This is a genomic window from Streptomyces sp. NPDC050509 (assembly GCF_044457965.1).
GTDB lineage: Bacteria > Actinomycetota > Actinomycetes > Streptomycetales > Streptomycetaceae > Streptomyces.
Genome location: NZ_JBITHL010000024.1, coordinates 1 through 18,333 on the forward strand (window position 1 = coordinate 1; position 18,333 = coordinate 18,333).

At 67.3% G+C, this 18,333-nt stretch carries 19 protein-coding genes and 1 pseudogene; 6 read left to right on the plus strand and 14 right to left on the minus strand.

Features of this window, described 5'->3' with window-relative positions; translation table 11 throughout:
* Nucleotides 1-128: 128 nt before the first annotated feature.
* The 3 genes from ACIBJC_RS38335 to ACIBJC_RS38345 form a co-directional block, all read right to left on the minus strand.
* A complete protein-coding gene (locus ACIBJC_RS38335) occupies nucleotides 129-815 on the minus strand; it encodes a siderophore-interacting protein (protein WP_399301143.1) in 687 nt (228 codons plus the stop codon).
* Between the two features lie 10 nt (nucleotides 816-825).
* Nucleotides 826-1,095 (minus strand): hypothetical protein, encoded by a 270-nt coding sequence (locus tag ACIBJC_RS38340; RefSeq protein WP_399301145.1) that lies wholly within the window; start codon nucleotides 1,093-1,095, stop codon nucleotides 826-828.
* Between the two features lie 179 nt (nucleotides 1,096-1,274).
* Nucleotides 1,275-1,634 carry a darcynin family protein gene (locus ACIBJC_RS38345; protein WP_399301147.1) on the minus strand — a complete coding sequence of 120 codons (360 nt, stop codon included), beginning with the start codon at nucleotides 1,632-1,634 and terminating at the stop codon, nucleotides 1,275-1,277.
* Nucleotides 1,635-1,876: 242 nt separating this feature from the next.
* Here ACIBJC_RS38345 and ACIBJC_RS38350 point away from each other — a divergent pair, with 242 nt between their 5' ends.
* On the plus strand, nucleotides 1,877-2,449 hold the full coding sequence (locus ACIBJC_RS38350) for a TetR/AcrR family transcriptional regulator (RefSeq protein ID WP_399301149.1): 573 nt from the start codon (nucleotides 1,877-1,879) through the stop codon (nucleotides 2,447-2,449).
* Between the two features lie 59 nt (nucleotides 2,450-2,508).
* On the opposite strand, the pseudogene ACIBJC_RS38355 reads toward ACIBJC_RS38350, so the two are convergent.
* Nucleotides 2,509-2,701, minus strand: a pseudogene (locus ACIBJC_RS38355) (transposase); the annotation flags it as partial.
* A gap of 131 nt (nucleotides 2,702-2,832) precedes the next feature.
* Here ACIBJC_RS38355 and ACIBJC_RS38360 point away from each other — a divergent pair.
* Nucleotides 2,833-3,288 carry an Lrp/AsnC family transcriptional regulator gene (locus ACIBJC_RS38360; RefSeq protein WP_399301151.1) on the plus strand — a complete coding sequence of 152 codons (456 nt, stop codon included), beginning with the start codon at nucleotides 2,833-2,835 and terminating at the stop codon, nucleotides 3,286-3,288.
* Nucleotides 3,289-3,346: 58 nt separating this feature from the next.
* On the opposite strand, the gene ACIBJC_RS38365 is transcribed toward ACIBJC_RS38360, so the two are convergent.
* From ACIBJC_RS38365 to ACIBJC_RS38380, 4 genes are all read right to left on the minus strand, one after another.
* Nucleotides 3,347-4,480 carry an epoxide hydrolase family protein gene (locus ACIBJC_RS38365; protein WP_399301153.1) on the minus strand — a complete coding sequence of 378 codons (1,134 nt, stop codon included), beginning with the start codon at nucleotides 4,478-4,480 and terminating at the stop codon, nucleotides 3,347-3,349.
* A 100-nt stretch (nucleotides 4,481-4,580) separates the two neighbouring features.
* Nucleotides 4,581-5,243: a TetR/AcrR family transcriptional regulator gene (locus tag ACIBJC_RS38370; RefSeq protein WP_399301155.1), complete on the minus strand. Its 663-nt coding sequence runs from the start codon at nucleotides 5,241-5,243 to the stop codon at nucleotides 4,581-4,583.
* 153 nt (nucleotides 5,244-5,396) lie between these two features.
* On the minus strand, nucleotides 5,397-5,870 hold the full coding sequence (locus tag ACIBJC_RS38375) for a transposase (RefSeq protein WP_399301157.1): 474 nt from the start codon (nucleotides 5,868-5,870) through the stop codon (nucleotides 5,397-5,399).
* Nucleotides 5,871-6,345: 475 nt separating this feature from the next.
* Nucleotides 6,346-7,320: a TetR/AcrR family transcriptional regulator C-terminal domain-containing protein gene (locus ACIBJC_RS38380; protein WP_399301159.1), complete on the minus strand. Its 975-nt coding sequence runs from the start codon at nucleotides 7,318-7,320 to the stop codon at nucleotides 6,346-6,348.
* A gap of 182 nt (nucleotides 7,321-7,502) precedes the next feature.
* On the opposite strand from ACIBJC_RS38380, the gene ACIBJC_RS38385 reads away from it, so the two are divergent.
* Nucleotides 7,503-8,747 carry an FAD-dependent monooxygenase gene (locus tag ACIBJC_RS38385; protein WP_399301160.1) on the plus strand — a complete coding sequence of 415 codons (1,245 nt, stop codon included), beginning with the start codon at nucleotides 7,503-7,505 and terminating at the stop codon, nucleotides 8,745-8,747.
* Between the two features lie 11 nt (nucleotides 8,748-8,758).
* Nucleotides 8,759-9,211: a VOC family protein gene (locus ACIBJC_RS38390; protein ID WP_399301162.1), complete on the plus strand. Its 453-nt coding sequence runs from the start codon at nucleotides 8,759-8,761 to the stop codon at nucleotides 9,209-9,211.
* A gap of 161 nt (nucleotides 9,212-9,372) precedes the next feature.
* Here the strand turns inward: ACIBJC_RS38390 and ACIBJC_RS38395 are convergent, their stop codons facing one another.
* The 3 genes from ACIBJC_RS38395 to ACIBJC_RS38405 form a co-directional block, all read right to left on the minus strand.
* Nucleotides 9,373-9,813, minus strand: coding sequence for a helix-turn-helix domain-containing protein (locus tag ACIBJC_RS38395; protein WP_399301222.1), 441 nt, complete (start codon nucleotides 9,811-9,813; stop codon nucleotides 9,373-9,375).
* Between the two features lie 62 nt (nucleotides 9,814-9,875).
* Entirely contained in the window at nucleotides 9,876-10,577 is a 702-nt protein-coding gene (locus tag ACIBJC_RS38400; protein ID WP_399301164.1) for a hypothetical protein, read from the minus strand.
* 279 nt (nucleotides 10,578-10,856) lie between these two features.
* On the minus strand, nucleotides 10,857-11,357 hold the full coding sequence (locus ACIBJC_RS38405; protein WP_399301166.1) for a hypothetical protein: 501 nt from the start codon (nucleotides 11,355-11,357) through the stop codon (nucleotides 10,857-10,859).
* 445 nt (nucleotides 11,358-11,802) lie between these two features.
* On the opposite strand from ACIBJC_RS38405, the gene ACIBJC_RS38410 reads away from it, so the two are divergent.
* Nucleotides 11,803-12,039 (plus strand): hypothetical protein, encoded by a 237-nt coding sequence (locus ACIBJC_RS38410; protein ID WP_399301168.1) that lies wholly within the window; start codon nucleotides 11,803-11,805, stop codon nucleotides 12,037-12,039.
* A gap of 99 nt (nucleotides 12,040-12,138) precedes the next feature.
* Complete coding sequence (locus ACIBJC_RS38415; protein WP_399301170.1) at nucleotides 12,139-12,837, plus strand: class I SAM-dependent methyltransferase; 699 nt, start codon at nucleotides 12,139-12,141, stop codon at nucleotides 12,835-12,837.
* Nucleotides 12,838-13,372: 535 nt separating this feature from the next.
* Here ACIBJC_RS38415 and ACIBJC_RS38420 read toward each other — a convergent pair.
* The 3 genes from ACIBJC_RS38420 to ACIBJC_RS38430 form a co-directional block, all read right to left on the minus strand.
* Nucleotides 13,373-15,193, minus strand: a complete 1,821-nt coding sequence (locus ACIBJC_RS38420) for a DUF885 domain-containing protein (protein WP_399301172.1) — start codon at nucleotides 15,191-15,193, stop codon at nucleotides 13,373-13,375.
* Entirely contained in the window at nucleotides 15,193-16,800 is a 1,608-nt protein-coding gene (locus tag ACIBJC_RS38425) for a gamma-glutamyltransferase (protein WP_399301174.1), read from the minus strand. Before ACIBJC_RS38425 ends, ACIBJC_RS38420 begins: the two co-directional genes overlap by 1 nt.
* A 184-nt stretch (nucleotides 16,801-16,984) precedes the next feature.
* The gene (locus ACIBJC_RS38430) at nucleotides 16,985-18,202 is read right to left on the minus strand and encodes a PucR family transcriptional regulator (RefSeq protein WP_399301176.1); all 1,218 of its coding nucleotides are present in this window, start codon (nucleotides 18,200-18,202) and stop codon (nucleotides 16,985-16,987) included.
* Between the last annotated feature and the right edge of the window lie 131 nt (nucleotides 18,203-18,333).

Here is an 18,333-nt window from a genome sequence, read left to right on the forward strand (position 1 = left end):
CAGCAGTCAACACGAACTCGACGGAAGGACGCCTCGGAAACGACATCCAGAAACCCTAGCAACTTAATGCCGGAATTTCAGGCGCATAACACTAGTCGGGGGGCGGACGGGGGAGTATGCCCCGGCCGTCATTCCATGCCTTTCTTGCCTGGCGTCCAGAAAGGTTTGGTCAGGACCGCGCGCCGGTCCCAGCCCGCTTCCTGGACGAGCACCCGCCGCACTGCTTGCACGTCCCGTGCCTCTCCGGCGACATATGCGATCCCTCCGGGTTTGGGAGCGATTCGTCGTACCGCGTCTGGCAGTGACGTCTCGCCCCGGAGTACCCAGTCGAGCCGGTCGCCGCTTGCCAGGGGTAGGCGATCCGCGGCTGTCGCCGTCTCGACGCACCCGGAGACGACGGCTTCCCCGGGAAGTGCCGCGAGCATCGCACCGAACGCGACTGAGGCCGTCTCGTCGCCGACGAAGAGGTGGCGGGCGGCATCGGGGCGCAGCGTGAAAGTGCCCTCGGGTCGCCGCAGGCGCACCTGTTCGCCCGGTGCGGCGGTGCGGCCCCATCGGGCGCCCGGTCCGCCCGCTGCGTGGTCCAGTACGCACAACTCGACGGCGCCGGACGGGTCGTAGTGCCAGATCGAGTATGTACGGAGAGTGAGTCCGCCGACCAGGACACGTACCTGCTGGCCTGGCTGGACCTCCAGACCGGCCAGATGTTCGCCGGCGATGCGCAGCCGACGCATCCGGGCGGTGAGCTGCTCGGCCTCGGTGACGGTGCCGCGTACGGTCAGAAGATCGAGGACGGGGTTCAGGACGGAGGGCATGAAGGGCTCCTCAAGGGGGCGGGTTGTCGTACTCAGCGGGAAGCGAAACGGGATAGTGCGCGTTCACGAGAGTGCGTGCCGGGGTGGCGCCTCCGTAACCGGAGACCACGGCCAGCGTCACCGCCGACAGAGTGACCGGCGCAAGGCCGGAGGTCAGGCCGGTGCGGGCGGACAAGATGATGTTGGCGGCCACAATGACCAGGGCGGTGCCGGTATCCCGGGCTGTGATGCCGAGACCGGAGTCCAGGCCCGCCTGGTGCGGCGAGAGCGAGGCCGCCACGCCGTAGGCGAGTGCCGGACCGGTGCCGACCGAGACGGCCTGGAGTCAGTAGGCGTGCTTCCAGTACGGGGGCGCCCGCTTCCGAGGGCGTCCTTGTGCCGCCGCGGAAGCTAAGTGGCCAGTGCCGAATCACGGTTCGTCGGATGGTCACCTACCGCGCCGCACCGGTAGGCGGATACTTAGGCGTTGACGGTCGCCAGAATGCCGGGGTCGTAGTGCTTGGCATATGCGTTCTCGACACCCACAAGAATTTCGACGACCTCGAAGTAGTGGTCCCAGAACGGCGTCTCGCGCAACGCCTCGACGACCAACTGGAAGGACTCGTGATCGCGTGCCTCCCAGATCCAGATGTCGGTGACGCGGGCCGTGTAGAACTCGGTGTCGAAGTAGCGCCAACGTACGTCCTGGGCCTTGTCCTTGACGGCGGGCAGAACGCTTTCCTGGAAGGCGGCGACACGCTCCGGCACGGACAGCTCCAACCAGGCTCGCTTGGTCTTGAGGAGGATGAACGCTGTTACGGCAGGCTCGAAGTCGGACATGCAGAATCTCCTCGCGGGGTGCTGGACGGTGGTCACGATGAGCCTCGATCAGGCTGGGAAGGTCGGATGTCGGTCGGGAAGCTCGCGCGCCGGTTCCCGTTGCCCCTGCGACGAGGGCGGGCGTGACTTTCCCCAACCGGTTTCGGTTCACCGTGTACCGAAACAATAGGAGTATCGATGCATGGTGTCTAGTTATCCGGCGAGGTGATGATCCAGTCGGGCAGTCTCGCTACCATGGCGGGATGATCGAGACGAAGCGCCGCGGTGGCCGACCCCGCAGCGAGCAGGCACGCCAGGCCGTCCTGTGTGCCGTCGACGATCTGCTGCTCGAGGTCGGCTACGCGGCGATGTCCATGAAGGGCATCGCTATGCGGGCGGGCGTCGGGCGGCAGACGGTCTACCGCTGGTGGTCGACGAAGGCGGAGGTCCTCTTCGAGGCGTGTGTGGACGACGCCGAGGAGGAGCTCGCCGTCGCGCCGTCGCCTACCCGGCTCGCCGAGGTCACGTCCTACCTCGACGCGCTGATGCGCTTCCTCGCCTACTCACCGGCTGGAGCCGGCTACCGCGCCCTGCTCGCCGCCGCGCAGCACGATCCGGCAGTGAAACAGCTGATCGCAACCAAGGACGTTCTCGGCGACAGCGCGAGGGCTGTCCTGCATCGCATCGACCCGGGCCGGCCGACCGGCGACCACGCAATCGACCGGCTAATCGGACCCACCTTCTTCTGGATCATGAGCGGGCGCGACCCGGCGCAGCTCGACATCCACGAGCTGGCGCGAAGCTTCCTCCATGGTTTCGGGTCTGAGGAATCCTGAAGGCGAGCCCGGCTTGTCACTCCCGGCCACATGCCGACGGCTGTCATCGGTGTTTCGTAGTAGACCGTCTTCCACGGGCCGAACCGTTCGGGCAGGTCACGCCCCCTGAACGCCGGTCCGCACCCGGTGCAGAATCCCGTCGATCACCTGCCGGTGATTCCGCCACCTGCCACAACGCCTGTTACTGACCGGCAGGAACGGTCGCAGCCGTTCCCACTCGGCATCCGTCAGATCCCCCCGCCCTACGTACACATCAACGACACGACTGCGAAGTAGTCACATGATCGGCCGGACAAGTCCTAGGAGGGAAGATAGGCGATGGATACGCGAAGGTGTTGTTGTATGTTCCCCGGATTTCCCGGTTCTCGGGGACAATATTCTCCATGGATGACCTGGACCGGAAGATTCTTGCCGAGCTGCAGATGGACGGCCGTCTGACGGTGACCGAGCTGGCCGCCCGTGTGAAGCTGAGCGTGTCGCCCTGCCACCGGCGCGTGCGCGACCTGGAACGAACGGGCGCGATCCGCGGCTACCGCGCCGTCGTGGACCCGGCCGCCGTCGGCCTGGACTTCGAGGCCCTGGTCTTCGCCACCCTGCGCTGGGAGGACCGCGACACCGTCGCCGCCTTCGAGCAGGCCGTGGCGGCGGTCCCGTACGTGGTGCAGGCCCAGCGCCTGTTCGGAGAGCCCGACTACCTGCTGCGCGTGGTGGCCGCCGATCTGCCGGCCTTCCAGCAGCTCTACGACGGGCAGTTGGCCACGCTGCCGGGCGTCCAGCGCCTGACGTCCACCATCGTCATGAAGCACATCGTCGACGACCGCCCGCTGCCGGCCCGCTGACCGGGCTCGTGCGCCGGTGGTCCGCCGTGACCGGACGGCACGCCATCTGTTCCGGTGTTCACCGGTGTGCGCGGAAGAATTCGGTGAGGTCGTGCGCGAGGAGTCCGGGTTCCTCGTGGGCGGCGAAGTGCCCGCCTCGGGGCATGCGGGTGTACCTGGTGACGTGGTACGTGCGCTCGGCCCAGCTCCGGGGCGGCCGGCTGAGGTCGGCGGGGAACAGGGCGACGGCGGTGGGTACGTCGACCCGCTCGACCCGCCTGGTCAGCCGCCGGGCGTATGCGTAGTAGGGCTGGAAGGAGGTCGAGATGGAGCGGGTGAACCAGTAGAGGGACGCCTGGGTGAGGAGGAAGTCGTCGCTGAACCGGGACGACAGATCCCCGCCGCAGTCGCTCCACGCGCGGTACTTCTCGACGATCCAGGCGAGCAGTCCGGTCGGCGAGTCGGCCAGGCCGTAGCTCAGTGTGACAGGGCGGGTGCTCTGCTGGTGCATGTACGCGCCCTCCTCGGTGGACCACTCCGCGACGGAGTCGAGGTACGCCCGCTCCTCGGGGGTGACACCGGCGGCGTCGTAGGTGAGCGGGCCGGCGATCGCCGTCAGGTGGATGCCCACCACGGCCTCGGGATGGGCCTCGGCGAGCCGGGAGGTGATGCCGGCGCCCAGGTCTCCGCCGTGGGCGGCGTAGTGGGCGAAGCCGAGTTCGTGGTGCATGAGCCGGTGCCAGACCTCGTGGGTCTGCGGCGGTTCCGTGAGGGAGGGGCGCTGCGGTGAGAACGTGAATCCGGGCAGTGAGGGGACGATGACGGTGAACGCGTCGGCCGGGTCGCCTCCGTACCGCGACGGCGTGGCCAGTCGGCGGGCGAGAGCGGTCAGTTCGAGGAAGGAACTGGGCCACCCGTTGGTCAGGACGATCGGCAGGGCGCCGGGATGTTCGCCGTCGAAGCGGAGGTAGTGGACGGGGGTTCCGTCGATGTCCGCGTAGTGGGACGGCAGGGCGTTGATGGCGGCCTCGTGGACCCGCCAGTCGTAGGCGGAGGCCCAGTGGGTGACGAGGCGTCCGAGCTCTTCGGGGTCGGTGCCGGCCTCCCATCCGTCGACGGGCCAGGGCGTCGGCCAGCGTGTGTGGAGGAGCCGCGAGCGCAGTTCGTCCAGCTCGGCATCGGTGACGGCGAGCAGGGGCGGGTGGTGGGTCACGTAAGTCTCCGGAGTTCTCGTTCTCACAGGACGGCCGTGCGTGCCGGAGCGCCGGTGCCGGTACGGGGGTGCCCGCCGGGGGTGGAGGCGGCCGTGCCCGTCACGACGCGGGCCGGCCCGTCGGGCCGAGCGTCAGGTCGATCGCGTCCCGCGTCGTCGCGCGCGACTCCGGCGCGGTCGTGAGCAGAGCATGCATGATCATTCCCTCCAGGAGCGCGTCCAGGCGCGCGGCGCTGTCCGGGTCGGTGAAACGAGCCAGCACGGTGCGGCTGTCCTCCGTCCACGCCCGTGTGAGGGTGCGCAGCCCGGGGCTGCGGAGCGCCGCCAGGTGCAGTTCGAAGCCGAGAACCGCGCTGCGGTGCCTGGCAGGACCTCCGTGTACGAGATCGACCAGGACCTCGACGAATCGCTCACGCGTCGCGACCCCGTCGAACAGGCCCTGGAACACCGCCGACTGGAGCTCGACGTGCCGGGCGAACGCCCGCGTCAGGAGATCGGTCAGGCTGGTGAAGTGATAGGTGATCGACCCCAGCGGCACATCGGCCCGGGCGGCGATGTGCCGATGCGTCGTCCCGGCCACCCCGTGCTCCGCGATGACATCGAGGGTGGCGTCCAGGATGTGCGTCCTGCGGTCGGGGTCGCTGCGACGAGTCCGCCGCCCACCGCCCGCCCCCGTGGAGGCGCTTCGCCGCTCACGGCCGGAAGCTTCCTCGGCCGTGTCGCTTCCCGGAGGAGCCGCCGACGGCGGTTCGATGCGCTGCATACGTACAAATGTACAAGCCGTAAGAACGGATGTACAAAGCGGTGGGGGGCGGCAGGTGGCCGCGATCGAGGCGTCCGGGGGCGCCAAGGTTGCGAAACTCGGTCGCCCGGGGCCCGCACGATCGTGGAGTCCACCCACACCAGCCAGCCGATGTCACCGGCCGCGTCCGTCTCCGTCCGGATCGCCTTCAGCATGCGGGAGAAGGTATCGTCCCAGCGCCCACCTGCAGGAACGTGTGTAAAGGGTCTGCCAGGAACCGTAGCGTTCCGGCACGTCCCGCCGGGCGGAGCCGGTCCGGAGCTTCCGCACGGTCCCGTTCAGCACCACCCGATCGTCCGCCCGGGGCAGCCCAGGGTTCCCTGACTCGGCACCACCGTGACAGCACAGTCCACTCGGCATCCGACAGCTCATGGACGCACCACACCCGAAATGAGCTCTCATCACGTGATCCGCTGTGAGGACGATCTCTGGGCGACCGTGAGCACGATCTTGCCCTGGATACGCCCTCGGGCGGCGGGTTCGTGCGCGGTCGCCGGTCGGCACTGCATCGCCGGACCGCCACCCTGGAACGACTCCGCATGGGCCGCCACTCGCGAACTCACGGGCCTCATGGCCTCCGGGGAGCATCGGAGCGGCAGCAGCAAGTCCACGACAACGCGACGGCGGTTGTCCTGGCGACGCAGGCCGTACTCGCTGCCAGAGGGTTTCGTCACCGTGCTGGCGGCCCCAGCATCGGCGAAGCCGTCGGCTCTCTGGCAGCTCTGCCCATGGGCTCGCTGGAGGTCACTCTCGGGTGCCTCATGCAAGATCGGCCGGAGGGCTTCAAGCGGCTCCTCATTCCACTGCGAGACCGTGACGGAGTGCGTGGAGGTGTGCACGGCTGCCGCTCTGGCGTACAGCACACCGCACGTGTTGAGACCAACTGCCCTGCGGACCAATCCCACCGGCCACGGCCCTGAACAGACCCGCTACGAAACCCTGGGTAGCTGTGACGGAATCCGTAGTACCAGCTCCCACCTGCGGAAACGTGGTTTGGAAGGGGGTATCCCAGCACGGGTGCTCCATCCCGGCACCATGCAGCTGAGGTACGGGGACCAATCGACTACGCCGGCGCGGCGGAGCTGCCCCCGCGGCCGCCGACCAGTGCGGCGAAGCCGTCGAGATGGCGTTCCAGTCCGTACTCGAACAGGACGTCCAAGTCGGGTGCCGTGTCGTCCGAGATGGTTGCCAGGAGGGGAAATCTTCCGCTGGCGAGGAGCTCCCGGCGGTGGGACCGCTGAGTTTCGGACCAGCGATTCAATGTCATGCCGGTGTTCCTCTCGGCCTGGGCCTCGTCGGCCCTGGACAGTCCGATGGTCACGACGAGCGCATGCAGGGTGAGCGTTTCTTGAAGTCGGACGTCCATGGGGAGATCGAGTCCGTCGAGGGCCCGCAGCGTCCATTCGGTGTGGGCCATCATGTTGGGGACCAGGACGGGGCGAGTGAACGAGACGACGTGAGGCAGCCACAGATGCCGTCGGCACAGCCGCCATTGCTGACGGGCGACGAGTTCGAGTTTGGCGCGCCACCCCTGCGGACCCTCTTCAGGCAGACTGAGATCACCGAACACGAGGTCGGCCATCTGTATCAGCAGTTCCTCCTTGCCTGTGACATGGCGATACAGGGACATCGGCCCGAGGTCGAGCCTGGCCGCGAGCCGGCGCATCGTCAGCGCCTGAAGCCCGTCGGCATCGGCCAGTTCGATGGCGGTCCTGAGGATGCGCAGCCGTAGCAACTCCTGATCGGGCGTCTCGGCTCCCCGTGCGGTCGGAGCGGCGCCGTGAGTCGTGGGTGCCCGTTGACGGCCGGCCTGTGGGCTGACCACCGTGCCGGAACCGACGTTCGCCTCGACGAGCCCCTCGTCGCGCAGGGCGGCTGTCACCTTGGTCGCGGTCGCGATCGCGACGCCCCACCGCTGCGCGATGGCCCGGATGGACGGCACTCGGTCACCGGGACGGAGATCGCCGCTGACGATCCGGGAGCGAATCTCCGCGGCGATCACGCGGTAGGGCGGTTCGGTGTACTGCGCTGACGGCACGTGATCCTCCGGTGACTTGGGTCCGCATCCAGGATGTCAGAGCATATTGAACTAGTTCACTTCGGTCGATGCACTAGTTCACCGTGTACCTGCTGATCCCTATTTTTCTTGAGGTTGGGTCAATACGGTGTACGCATAGCGACGCGTGAAACAGCGTATAGAAGGACGGAGGAGATGGACGTATGGAGAATCGCGACATCCTCGTGTCAGGGGGTGGCATCGCCGGGACGGCCCTGGCGTACTGGCTGGCCCAGTACGGGTTCCGGCCGACCGTGGTGGAACGTGCCCCTGCCCCTCGCACGGGTGGCCACGCGGTCGACATCCGCGGCACCGCGCGACAGGTGATCGAACGCATGGGTCTCGCTGCGCAGGTCCGACGCGCTCGGATCGGTGCCCGCGGCATGGCCTTCATCAATGAGAAGGGCAAGCCGGTGGCGAGGCTGGGCACCGACGTGTTCGGGCCGTCCGGCGGACCTGTTGCCGAGTGGGCGCTCCTCCGCACCGACTTGGCCCGGATCCTCCACGGCACGATCCGCGATGACGTCGAGTACGCCTTCGGCAATGCGATCACCAACGTGCGGCAGGACGAGGACGGCGTCACTGTCGCGTTCGAGAAGGGCCAGTCCAGACGGTTCGATCTGCTCGTGGGAGCGGATGGCGTGCATTCCGCCGTGCGTCGGTTGTCGTTCGGCCCTGAGGACCGCTACATACGTGACCTCGACTCCTTCATCGCTCTCTTCTCCCTCGCGACGGATGTCGATCTTGACGGCTGGCAGTTGATGTACACCATGCCTGGTGGCGCCGACCGGCCCGGCAGAACAGCGGGTCTGCGCCCGTTGGCCGAACCGGGCACGGCGCTCGCGGGGTTCTTCTTCCGCGCCCCTGGACTCGAGTTCGACCGGCGTGACGTTGCCGCGCAGAAGCGGATTGTCGCTCGCCATTTCGAGGACGCCGGGTGGGAAGTTCCGGGTTTCTTGTCGAAGATCTGGGACGCACCCGACTTCTACTTCGACCGGGTTGAGCAAGTGCACGTCGACACCTGGTCGATCGACCGCACCGTGCTGGTCGGGGACTCCGCTTTCTGCGCTTCTCCCATGTCCGGGATCGGCACCAGCCTCGCCCTGGTCGGCGCCTACATCCTTGCCGGCGAACTCTTCAAGGCCGGGGGCGATCACCGTGTGGCCCACGCCGCGTACGAATCGGGGATGCGCGAGTTCGTCGACCGTGCCCAGGAATTCGCCCGCGCATCCGGCGACGGCGGCCTGATGCCTGACTCGCACGCGCAGATGTGGCTGCGGAACCAGTCGGTGCGGGCCCTGCCGTACCTGCCCAGACGCATCGTCGGTCGGGGTCTGGAGAAGGTGGCCGACACCGTCGTGCTCGACAGCTACACCGATCTCGCACATCACCGAACAATCAAGCCGTAGGGGAAAACACCATGCACGTCAGCACCTTTCTGTGGCTCGACGGCCAGGCTGAAGCAGTCGCGACCTACTACACGACGCTGTTCGCCGATTCTCAGATCGGTGACGTCCGGCGGGACCCGGACGGTCGCGTCACCACCGTCGACTTCACTCTGGGCGGACAGCGATACGTCGCCTTCAACGGCGGACCGCAATATCCCTTCACCCGCGCCATCTCCATGTATGCGGAGTGCGACACCCAGCCGGCGCTGGACGCCCTCTGGGCGAGCCTCACCGATGGCGGCGAGGAAGGGCCGGGTGGCTCGCTGACCGATCGTTTCGGAGTGACCTGGCAGGTCTTGCCCACGAACCTGCGGGAACTCCTCCGCAGCGCCGACCCAGCGACCGCTGAACGCGTCCTCACCGCCCTGCACGCCATGACCAGGATCGACATCCAAGGCTTGATCGACGCCCATGACCAGGCATGAAACCGTACGGAAAACGCAGACAATGAATCCCAGCCCCCCGGCCTGGCCTGTCCAACCAGGGCCCTCCCAGCCCAAAAACGACCGACTGCGCGCCGCGTGGACGCCGGCACTGCTGACGACGTTGTGCGCGGAACTGACGTACACCGCAGTCGCCGTCACGATCACGTGGCTGCTTCGGGTGCGGCAGGACTGGGAGCCGGAAGACCTGATCGAGGACTGGACGCTTCTCGAAGCTGCGGCCGAACATGTAGCAGGCAGGGCAGAGACGTCCGCTGAAGTCGCCCCAGGCCAAATAGCTGTCGCAGGAGTAGGCGGGCTTGCGACAGCCCTTCGGATACCGGCTCATTCCGGCGGAAGCGACCGGCCGTCGCGGCGCTTGGGCGCCACCGCCGGAGCAGCAGTACCGGAGCAGCTGTGCCCGAGCTGACCGCGACTCGACCGGTCTCCTCCCGACCAGGGCGGTTGACCTTGCCCGGCTCCGGGATCAACAGGTCGCTGATCTCGCGGCCGAGGACGACGCAAATGACGTCCATGTCCTCCAGCTTGAGCGGGACCGGCCGGCCGGACCACAGCCCGGACATCCTTCCTGCCGAGAGCACCATCCCGTGCTCTGCGAGGCTTCGCTGGAGCTCGGACGCCTTCCGGATTCCCTTGTTCGCGGCGGTCAGCCGCAAGTACCACCTCGTCGGGCCAGTCCTTCCAGCCGCATCGCGGCCCGTTGCATCCCTGCGACCCGGGCGTCCTCGACGCGGGTCTGCTGCACGTGGATATGGCGCATCCTCGTGGCGATCCAGGAATGCCCCAAGACCTCCTCGCTCACCCGGAGGCCGACCTGGGACATCAGCTTCGAGGCGGTGTAGTTCCTGGCGGTAGGGGCGAACGTGCGGCAGGTTGCCAGCTCACCGCCCCAGCCGCTGAACAGCGTCCCGACCTCCGGCTCGCTCGGCGGGATCCGAAGCTGGGCGTCCTTGGCCCCGCTCGGCCGGTTCATCTCGTCGATCGGGCACTCGATAACCTGTCCGGTCATCCGGTGAATTTCGACCTTGTGCCGCAGCTCCAGGAACATGAAGTACGTGGTCAGCGCCTGCGACCGGGCCAGCCGGGTGCCGCTCGGCGAGTTCCTCAGGACCTTCCCGAAGTACACGTCCGCGTCGGCAGGTTCCATGTCCCACAAGGGCCGGCCGAACCAGGTCCTGATCTGGTCCAGGTGTCCGACGTCCCCGCGGATGGTGCCGTCCGCCAGCCCTGCCGAGGCCCGCGCGAGGACGAACCCGGACAGCACGTCGGTCTCGAACCGTTCCAGTTCCTCCGCCGTCGCGGGCGCCCGGTGCTCGCGCAGGCCCCGTACGACTGCCAAGGCCGCCAACCCGACCCTCGCCTTCGACCCGACTGCGGATCGGTCGGACGAAGTGATGACGTAACTTCGGGAATCCCGAAGTTACGTCACAAGCTGGCAGAGCACCCGAAGGAGGAAGAACCCCCTGGCCACGGGGTCGGGGTCTTAGGGAGGCGCAGAGGAACTCACGGGATGTCGCACACAACGCGGGGCGTTCCAATGATCTGCAACTTCCCGATTCCTACCGTCAACGGGCATGACAGAGATGGGGAACCCTGAAGGGCTCACGCCACCTCGACGAGCTCCGGTTCAGACGCTCGGTGAAATGCCGAGGCCTACACCGTTGATCGCCCCCGCCGAGTTCACCGGGGCGGCGTGGGTGATGGTCCGTCCGAAGCACACCGACCAGGATTTCGCCCCCACCCCCGATGACGAGCACGTCCACTCGTTCAGGTAACCGCTGGAGTTCGCCAGGTCCATGGCCGCTGTCGCACGGTAGGAACTGGATCGTTCGTTGCGCACGATCACCGCCCCCTGTACGCCGTTCCCGTTCCCGTTCGACGCCCTGACCGCGCAGACCTGAGCGAGCACATCGGACTCGATGTGGACCGTACTGGCGCAACGCCAGAGGCTGGAGCTGGAGGTGATCGGATTTGTGTTCCCGTAAGGTCGCCAACTGCCGCTCTCCGCGGCTGCGGCGGGGGCGGCGGTCGCCAGACTCAAACCGACGACAGCGGTGAGTGCGGCTGTCGACCCTGCGACCATCCGGGTAACTCGCGTGTTGATCCGTCGTGCTGGTTTCACGTTCATGTTTTCTCCCCGTTGGGCCTCGGGCGCTTCCCTGAGGCTGGTCGTGTTGACGGGGCCGATACTGCCGTGGTGCCAGCGGAAAGTCCTTGGCCGAGAGTCCACATGTCTTGACGATGCGTCTACAAGCAGCCCTCAGTGGCGGCACTGGCTCTGGCCCATTACCTTTTGCCTGTTGAGGACTTGTTGAACCGCTGATCCCTACCGCGGGACGGTGAGGGCGGACGGCGGGCGAAGAACCGGCCGCGTAGAGGCGTTCGGCGCGGGCCCGGCCTGGCCCGGCCCGGCCCCGCGGATTTCGGGGCCGGGCCGGGGCCGGACCGGCGTAGCCCGCGGGCCGGCCAAGAAGCCGCCGCCCGAGCGCTCGCACGCCGCATGCTCGCCGGCGAGCTCACGCCTCGGGAGTTCGCTTTCCGGATGCACCAGCGCTACGGACATGAGCTGCCCCTTGGCCGAGCGGCTCGCCGAACTCGCCGAACTCGCCGAACTCGCCCAACTCGCCCAACTCGATGACGAGTACGACGTCCTCGAATACGGCGACAGTACTGCGGGCCAAGTCGATGCCGAGGCCACGGCCGAAGCCCGCCGCCTCGAAAACCCACCCCGCGGGTCCAGCCGAACCCACGGACACACCCAGCACAAGTCCGACCCGCGAGTTCCCTTGAACAGACTTCGGTTTCCCTGAACTCGCGGGGCTCGCCTTGCGATGAGGGCGGACTGTTGGGGGATGCGGCAGGGGCAGACGTGGTCTTTCACAGCAGCCCCTGCCGTGTTCCTATGGGGTATGAGCGGGCGGATGCGCGAGGGTTGCCAAGGAACCGGGCCGGGAGCAATCACGCCGGACGGGTGTGCAGTCGAGCTGTACGAGCGGCTCCCCGTGGGCGACGAGCCCGACATTGTCCAACGGGCGGTCCCCGCCGAGGCTCGTATCCTCGAACTGGGATCCGGTGTGGGCCGCGTGACGCATCCGCTGGTTGAGCGAGGCTTCACCGTGACTGCCATCGATGAATCTCCCCAGATGCTGGAGCGGGTCCACGGCGCCCGGACCGTCTGCAGTCCGATCGAGGAGTTGGAGCTCGATGAGCGTTTCGATGTGGTGTTGCTGGGGTCATTCCTTGTTCACGCCAGTGATCCACAAGTGCGGCAGGGGCTGCTGCGGACCTGTCGACGGCATGTCGCGAACGACGGCTGCGTACTGATCCAGCGAGAGAGCGAGGGTCGGCACGAGGATCTGCCGCAAGAGCGGAAGATCGCTGACGGTCTTGTTCGGGTGGTGTCCTCCGACCCCGTGGGCCCAGGTGTGCGGTCCGTCCACGTCGAATACGTCTTCTCGGACGCCCGGTGGGCCCAGACGTTCCTGTCACGCCCCCTGACCGCCAAGGCCTTCGAGCTTGCTTTGAGCGAGGCAGGGCTTGCCGTCGACGCCTACCTGACTGGCGACCGGACCTGGGTGCGGGCTCTGCCGGTCACCGGTCGGCCGTAGCCGGATCGTGCCAGCCGGCGCGAGAGGCATCCGTCCTGGAGGACATCGACTTCGCCGAGGAAGCCGTCCATGTACGGCGGCAGGTCAAGATGGTGCGGGCGAAGCTCTGTTTCGCGCTTCCCCAGGTCGGAAGAGCCTCTGGAGCGTAACTCGCAGCCCGCTGCGGGCCCAAAGTCCCAGAGCAGCCCCAGAGATGCCGCCGCACCCCATCCTGGCCTGCTGAGTAGCAGGTCGGACGGGGCGGCGGCATCTGCGTGTCAGATGTCCCGGAAGAGACCAGGGAGCGCGGTGACCTGCCACGATCAGGGGGACGTGGTTGCTGACCCGCGCGAATGGTCTTTCAGTTGTTTCACGCTCGTGCCGGTTGATGAAGCCGGAAGTCCCAGAGAAGTCCCGGAGTGCCGGCCAATGCCGACGTGCTCGGATGGGAGCTTCGCGCGTAGGCCACTGCTGAAGCTGATCAGGAAGAGCTCGACCACATGGTCGCCGACCTGGAGGCGACCCCTGAGATCGATGTCGGCCGTCCTCCGGCAGCTCATCGTCCGCCGCCACGCTCAGCTCTTGTGACGTGCGCGGCGGAGTCACGGACGAAGCGCCGGCGCCCTTCTGTGCCGGCTTTCTCGTTGGGGTGCGCCCGGGTGAGCTCTTGCCGGACGTGCGCCGCGACGAGGGGGAGGGGAAGCCCGGATCCCCGGAGCACGGCGTCGTGGAAGCCGACGAGGCTGAAGTCGTCTCCGAGCGTCACGCGGAGTTCCTCGCGAAGCTCGTACAGGAAGTCGTCGCCGAGCTTGTAGGCCAGAGCCTGCGCGGGGATGTCGCAAGAGTAACGGAGGGTCTCGGAGTCGATCTCCGCCGTGTCCATGAAGGCGTTCTCCCTCATGTATTCGCGGGCCTGCTCCAAGGTCCAGCCGTGGGCGTTCATGCCTGTGTCCACGACGAGGCGGGATGTGAGGAAGGCTTCCATGACGAGCCGCCCGAAGCGCTCTTCCGGCTCCCGGTACATGCCGATCTCGCCGGCGAAACGGGCCGCGTACTCGGCCCACCCCTCGTCGAACGCATTGACCGGCGCGTGACGTCGGATGGGGTGGAACTGCGTGGCCTCGCGTTGTGTGGCCATCTGGAAGTGATGGCCCGGCACCAGCTCGTGGTAGTTGAGGGCGGCCACCATGGGCAGGGCGGCCCGGGAGAGGTTCGCCGCGTTGAAGAGGTAGAGCCCGCGGTCGCGATCCGGCTGCGGCGGAGAGTAGTAGCCGAACGTCATCGTGCCCGCTGAGGCTGCGGGCAGTGGCACCACGCCATAGCCTGCGCGCGGCCGCGAGCCGAAGTAGGTGTCCACCTCGGGGGCGAAGCGATCGATGTAGCGATCGAAGAAGACCGTGATCTCTTCCGGCGTCGTCGCTCGCCAGGCGGGGTCATCCGCGAGGTACGCGAGGTATTCGAGAGGGGTTCCTTCGAAGCCCACCTGAGCGACAAGCGCTCGCATGTCCTCACGGATACGAGCCATCCTCGCGTGCCCGCGATCGTGCACCTCGGCGGGCGACAGATCCAGCGTGGTGTGGATCCTGACGAGCTCCGCGTAGACCTCTTCTCCGCCCGGGTAGTGGGCCATCCCGACGACGTCCGGAGCGCGATCCGCGTATGTGGTGCTCTCAAGGATCTGAACGAGCTCATCGAAGGCGGGATCGACCTCCGCTGTGATGCGAGTCTCGACGAGGCCGAGATGGGAGAGCTCAGGAGACCTCTCGGCCACCGCTCGCAAGACGCCGCGGGCTACGCCCTTGAGGCCGCGGAAAAGCGGTGTCGCCCGTGTGAGCTGCGCGGCAGGCATGATGATTCCGCGGTCCGCCTGACCCGCGGTGCGCTCGCCGAGCTGGCGCACCAACCGTCCGTACTCGTCTATGAGTGCGAGGTAGCGGTCGATCGTGACCTCGTCCCCGATCGTCACTTTCTCCAGCGCCTCGTGCACGATGTTGAGCAGGAAGCCGCCGGAGTAGGCGGCCGGTGCGAACATGCTGAAGAACCCGACCCCCATCGGGTCGAAGGCGAGCCAGTACCAGTCCTCTTCGCGAGCCCATCGCGCCGCCATGGTGTGCGACGCCGCGAGCGTGATCGCGAGGTCCCCCGGTAGCAAGTCCGTGTCCACCCGCGCGATGCGGGCGAGAATCTCTTTGCCATCACGCGTTCTGCGCGAGACCGCGTCGAGCCCGATATCCGGGAGTCGGTCGACGGTTCGCCCCAGCTCACGCGAGGCGTAGGGCGTCTCCGAGACGACGCGCCAGGTCTCGTCGAGGATCGCTCGGGCGGCCGACACAGCGGCGTCCACCGCGGAGTTCGGAGTTTCCTCGTGGTCCGGCATCAGAATCCTCCTGCCGATCCCTCGCGGCGCGGCCCCGAGCCTGCGTGCAGCACGTTCGACTCGCGCCAGGCGGTCTGGTAGCTGCCCATGTGGTAGTCGTATTCGGGGAGGGGGTTCACGAGGACCCCCAGCTTCGCGAGACCGCTGACGTACTCCCGGCCGACTCGGCTCTCGATGGAGAGAACGTAGTCGTCCGCGAGCGGGAGCATACGCGGCAGCTCTTCGGCGACGTGTGGACTGTGCCCGTAGAGCACGACGTTCGCCAAGACCTGGGGCACCGTGCAATGGACGTTTCCGGGACTCCCCAGCGAGGCCACGAGCTCGCCCGCCCGTCGGATCATGGTGTTGCTCAGCACGGCCCGCATCCTGCCGCCGCCGGTGAGCCAGCCCGAGATCGGCGACGCGAGGGACGTGATCTGGTGGCTGCCGACCATCGGAACGCCGCCCACCACTTCGCCCGGGATGCCACCGCTCTGCAGAGTGTTCATGAGCTGTACCCAGTTGCCCTGCGGGTCGATCGCCGTCAGCTCACAGCTGCCGGCCGGCTGCTTCGACGCACCGCCGGCCGCGAACAGGGCAGGGCCGCCGAAGGTCAGTTCGACGTGCGACGTCAAGTCGATCTTAGGAAGGCTCTTGCGCAGCTTCTTCGCCAGGAACCCGTGAAAGTCCGGGTCCAAGAGGATCGGGCTGGGGTCCTCGAAGACCGCGGGATCGTTGATGAAGCCGGTCTCGTGGTGCGCGAGACGGAGAGCATGGGCCATGAAATAGCCCGCTTCCGCCGACTCCGTGAAATGCCCCATGGAGGGTACGTCCAAAGCATCGAGGACACCGATGACGATGGCGCAGAAGACGGCCTGCCGGTCCGGGGCGGAGAGCTGAGAGATCTCGTAGTCGCCGACGTGCCAGCTCGCCGGTGCGGACCAGCGAGGGGTCGTCACCAGGTCGTCGGGTGCGATCCCCCACCCGAGCTGTGTCGCGCGCGCGACGAACTGTTGCGCCCATCCTCCCGTGATGAAGAGGTCGGGGCCCTCGGAGGCGAGAGCGGACATCGTGTCCGCGAGCGCCGGGCTCGCCCACACGTCGCCGACCTGGGGGAGGTGGCCGCGCGGTGTGAAATGCTCTCGCCCCGACGCGGTGTAGAGGAAGAAGTCGACGGTCTGGGCCAGGACGAGGTGTTCGAACGATGTGACCTCATGCCCGTCCTGCGCCGCCTTCACGGCGGGTGCGACGAGGTCGCTCCAGCTCTTGGTGCCGAACTTCTCGTGGATCGCCTTCATCGCGGGCATGAAGCCAGGGACGACCGACATCGGGCCCCTCGTGCCGGCCGGCGCGTACAGACCCTTGCCGCCCGGGACCGGGTGGTGGGGGGACAGACCCGGAACGATCCGGCCCATCGAGTTGAGTTCCATGATCTCGCCGGTGGCCGCCGAGTGGAACAGACCTGTGACAGAACCCGCGTGGTTGGTCATGTCCTGCTGGACGACTGCCTGCACGATGCTTCCCGCGACGACGGCGTCGGCGGCGCTCCCGCCCGCGTGCATGACCTCGAGCATGGTCTCGGTGACCGTGGGGTGCTGGCTGGAGGCGACCGCCCGGTCAGTGCTCACGTAACCCTTCGCGCCGACGCGGCCGCTCCCCTCCGCGAAAGTGAACGGGCTCGCTTTCTGGCCCATGGCGTGTGCCTCCCGTATCGACGGTGTCTTACGGGAAACGTATGCAGAGCGAGTGTTCGAGGCATCAGCGAGCGGTCGGACACGTCGACGCTCGTTTTCGACATCTGTAGGGATGCGCTTATTTGCCCTGTGTCTCCAGGTTCACGAGTCGCGCGATCTTGAGCCCGAGATGCGCGATGAGCCGGTCGTCGCCGTTGGAAAGGTCGAGACCGGTCAGCTCCTGAATGCGACGCAGACGGTAGTAGAGGCTCGTGCGGTGGGCGAAGAGGCGTTCGGAAGCGGCTTTCACATCACCCGCGCTGTCCAGGAACGTCTCGAGGGTCTGGATGAGCGAATCGGAACGAGAGCCCTGCTCCATGAGCACACGCAGGCCGGGATGAAGCATCGAACGCAACGTGCTCTCGGGCACCTGGCCGAGCAGTTCATACACGCCGAGACGCTCGACCGGAGTGACCGGGGCGAGTGTCCGCACCCTCCGGCAGACGCGGATGGTGCGCATCGCCTCGTCGTACGAGGACGTGACCTCCGCGAGGTCGCTGCGCGACCGCCCTATCCCCACCCAGCACTCGTCGGCATCCGATGCGGCACGTACGGCATCGCGCAAGGAGACCCCTAACGCGATGAGGACGTCGCGTGCCGAAGGACCCGGCGGTTCGGCGGTGATCAGGATCGCTTGGTTGCGCCGTTCGAAGGTGAGCACGCTCTGCGGCGCCCGTCTGCTCCGGACCGCTGCGAGTCCAGAGGCGAGGGCGAGCTGGTCCCCGTCGGTCGCATGCCCGCCGGGGCGGTCGATCTCGGCGACGAGCACGGCACAGGAGCCCATGGTGAACAGTCTCTCTTCGATGATCTCGGCGGCAGCCGTTGCGCGTTGGGTGTCGACGCCGTCGAAGAGCTGCTCGATCAGCGCGTGCTCGCGGTCGCGGTCGAGCCCGGCCTGGAGAAAGTCGCGGTGCATGATGAGCGCGGCATCGGAGGCGGCCCCGCGCGCGGCATCATGATGCTCCCCCTCCACGGGGCCCTCGGATGTCAGAAGCCAGACGAAGCCCAGGAGCGCGCCCTGGTGGATGATGGGGTGACCGATCCTGCCGTCGTCCAGGCCGAGGTCCTCGCGAGGCGTGACGAGGAAGAGGCCGGTGGCGCCGTCGCGGCACGCGTGGACATGTTCGGCGACCACTTTCGGCACCGCCCGGCGGAGGACCGACTCGGCGCGGACCCGGTCCACCTCGCCCTGGTGGGAGCTGTGGGCGAGTAACCGAAGACGAGCATCGTCGATGGCCGCCGATCGCCCCAGCCGCTCGGCAAGGCTCTCCGTGATGCGCTGAAGGGAATTGGTCACTCTCCGATGCTAGTGCCGTGAGGGGCACTGGCATCACGCGATGTTACCGCCGCGTGAGGCGTCGTCACCTCGGTCTCACCGAGCGGCTCGCCGCGAAGCTTCGACACCTGTCTGAACGGGGGTCGGGCCTT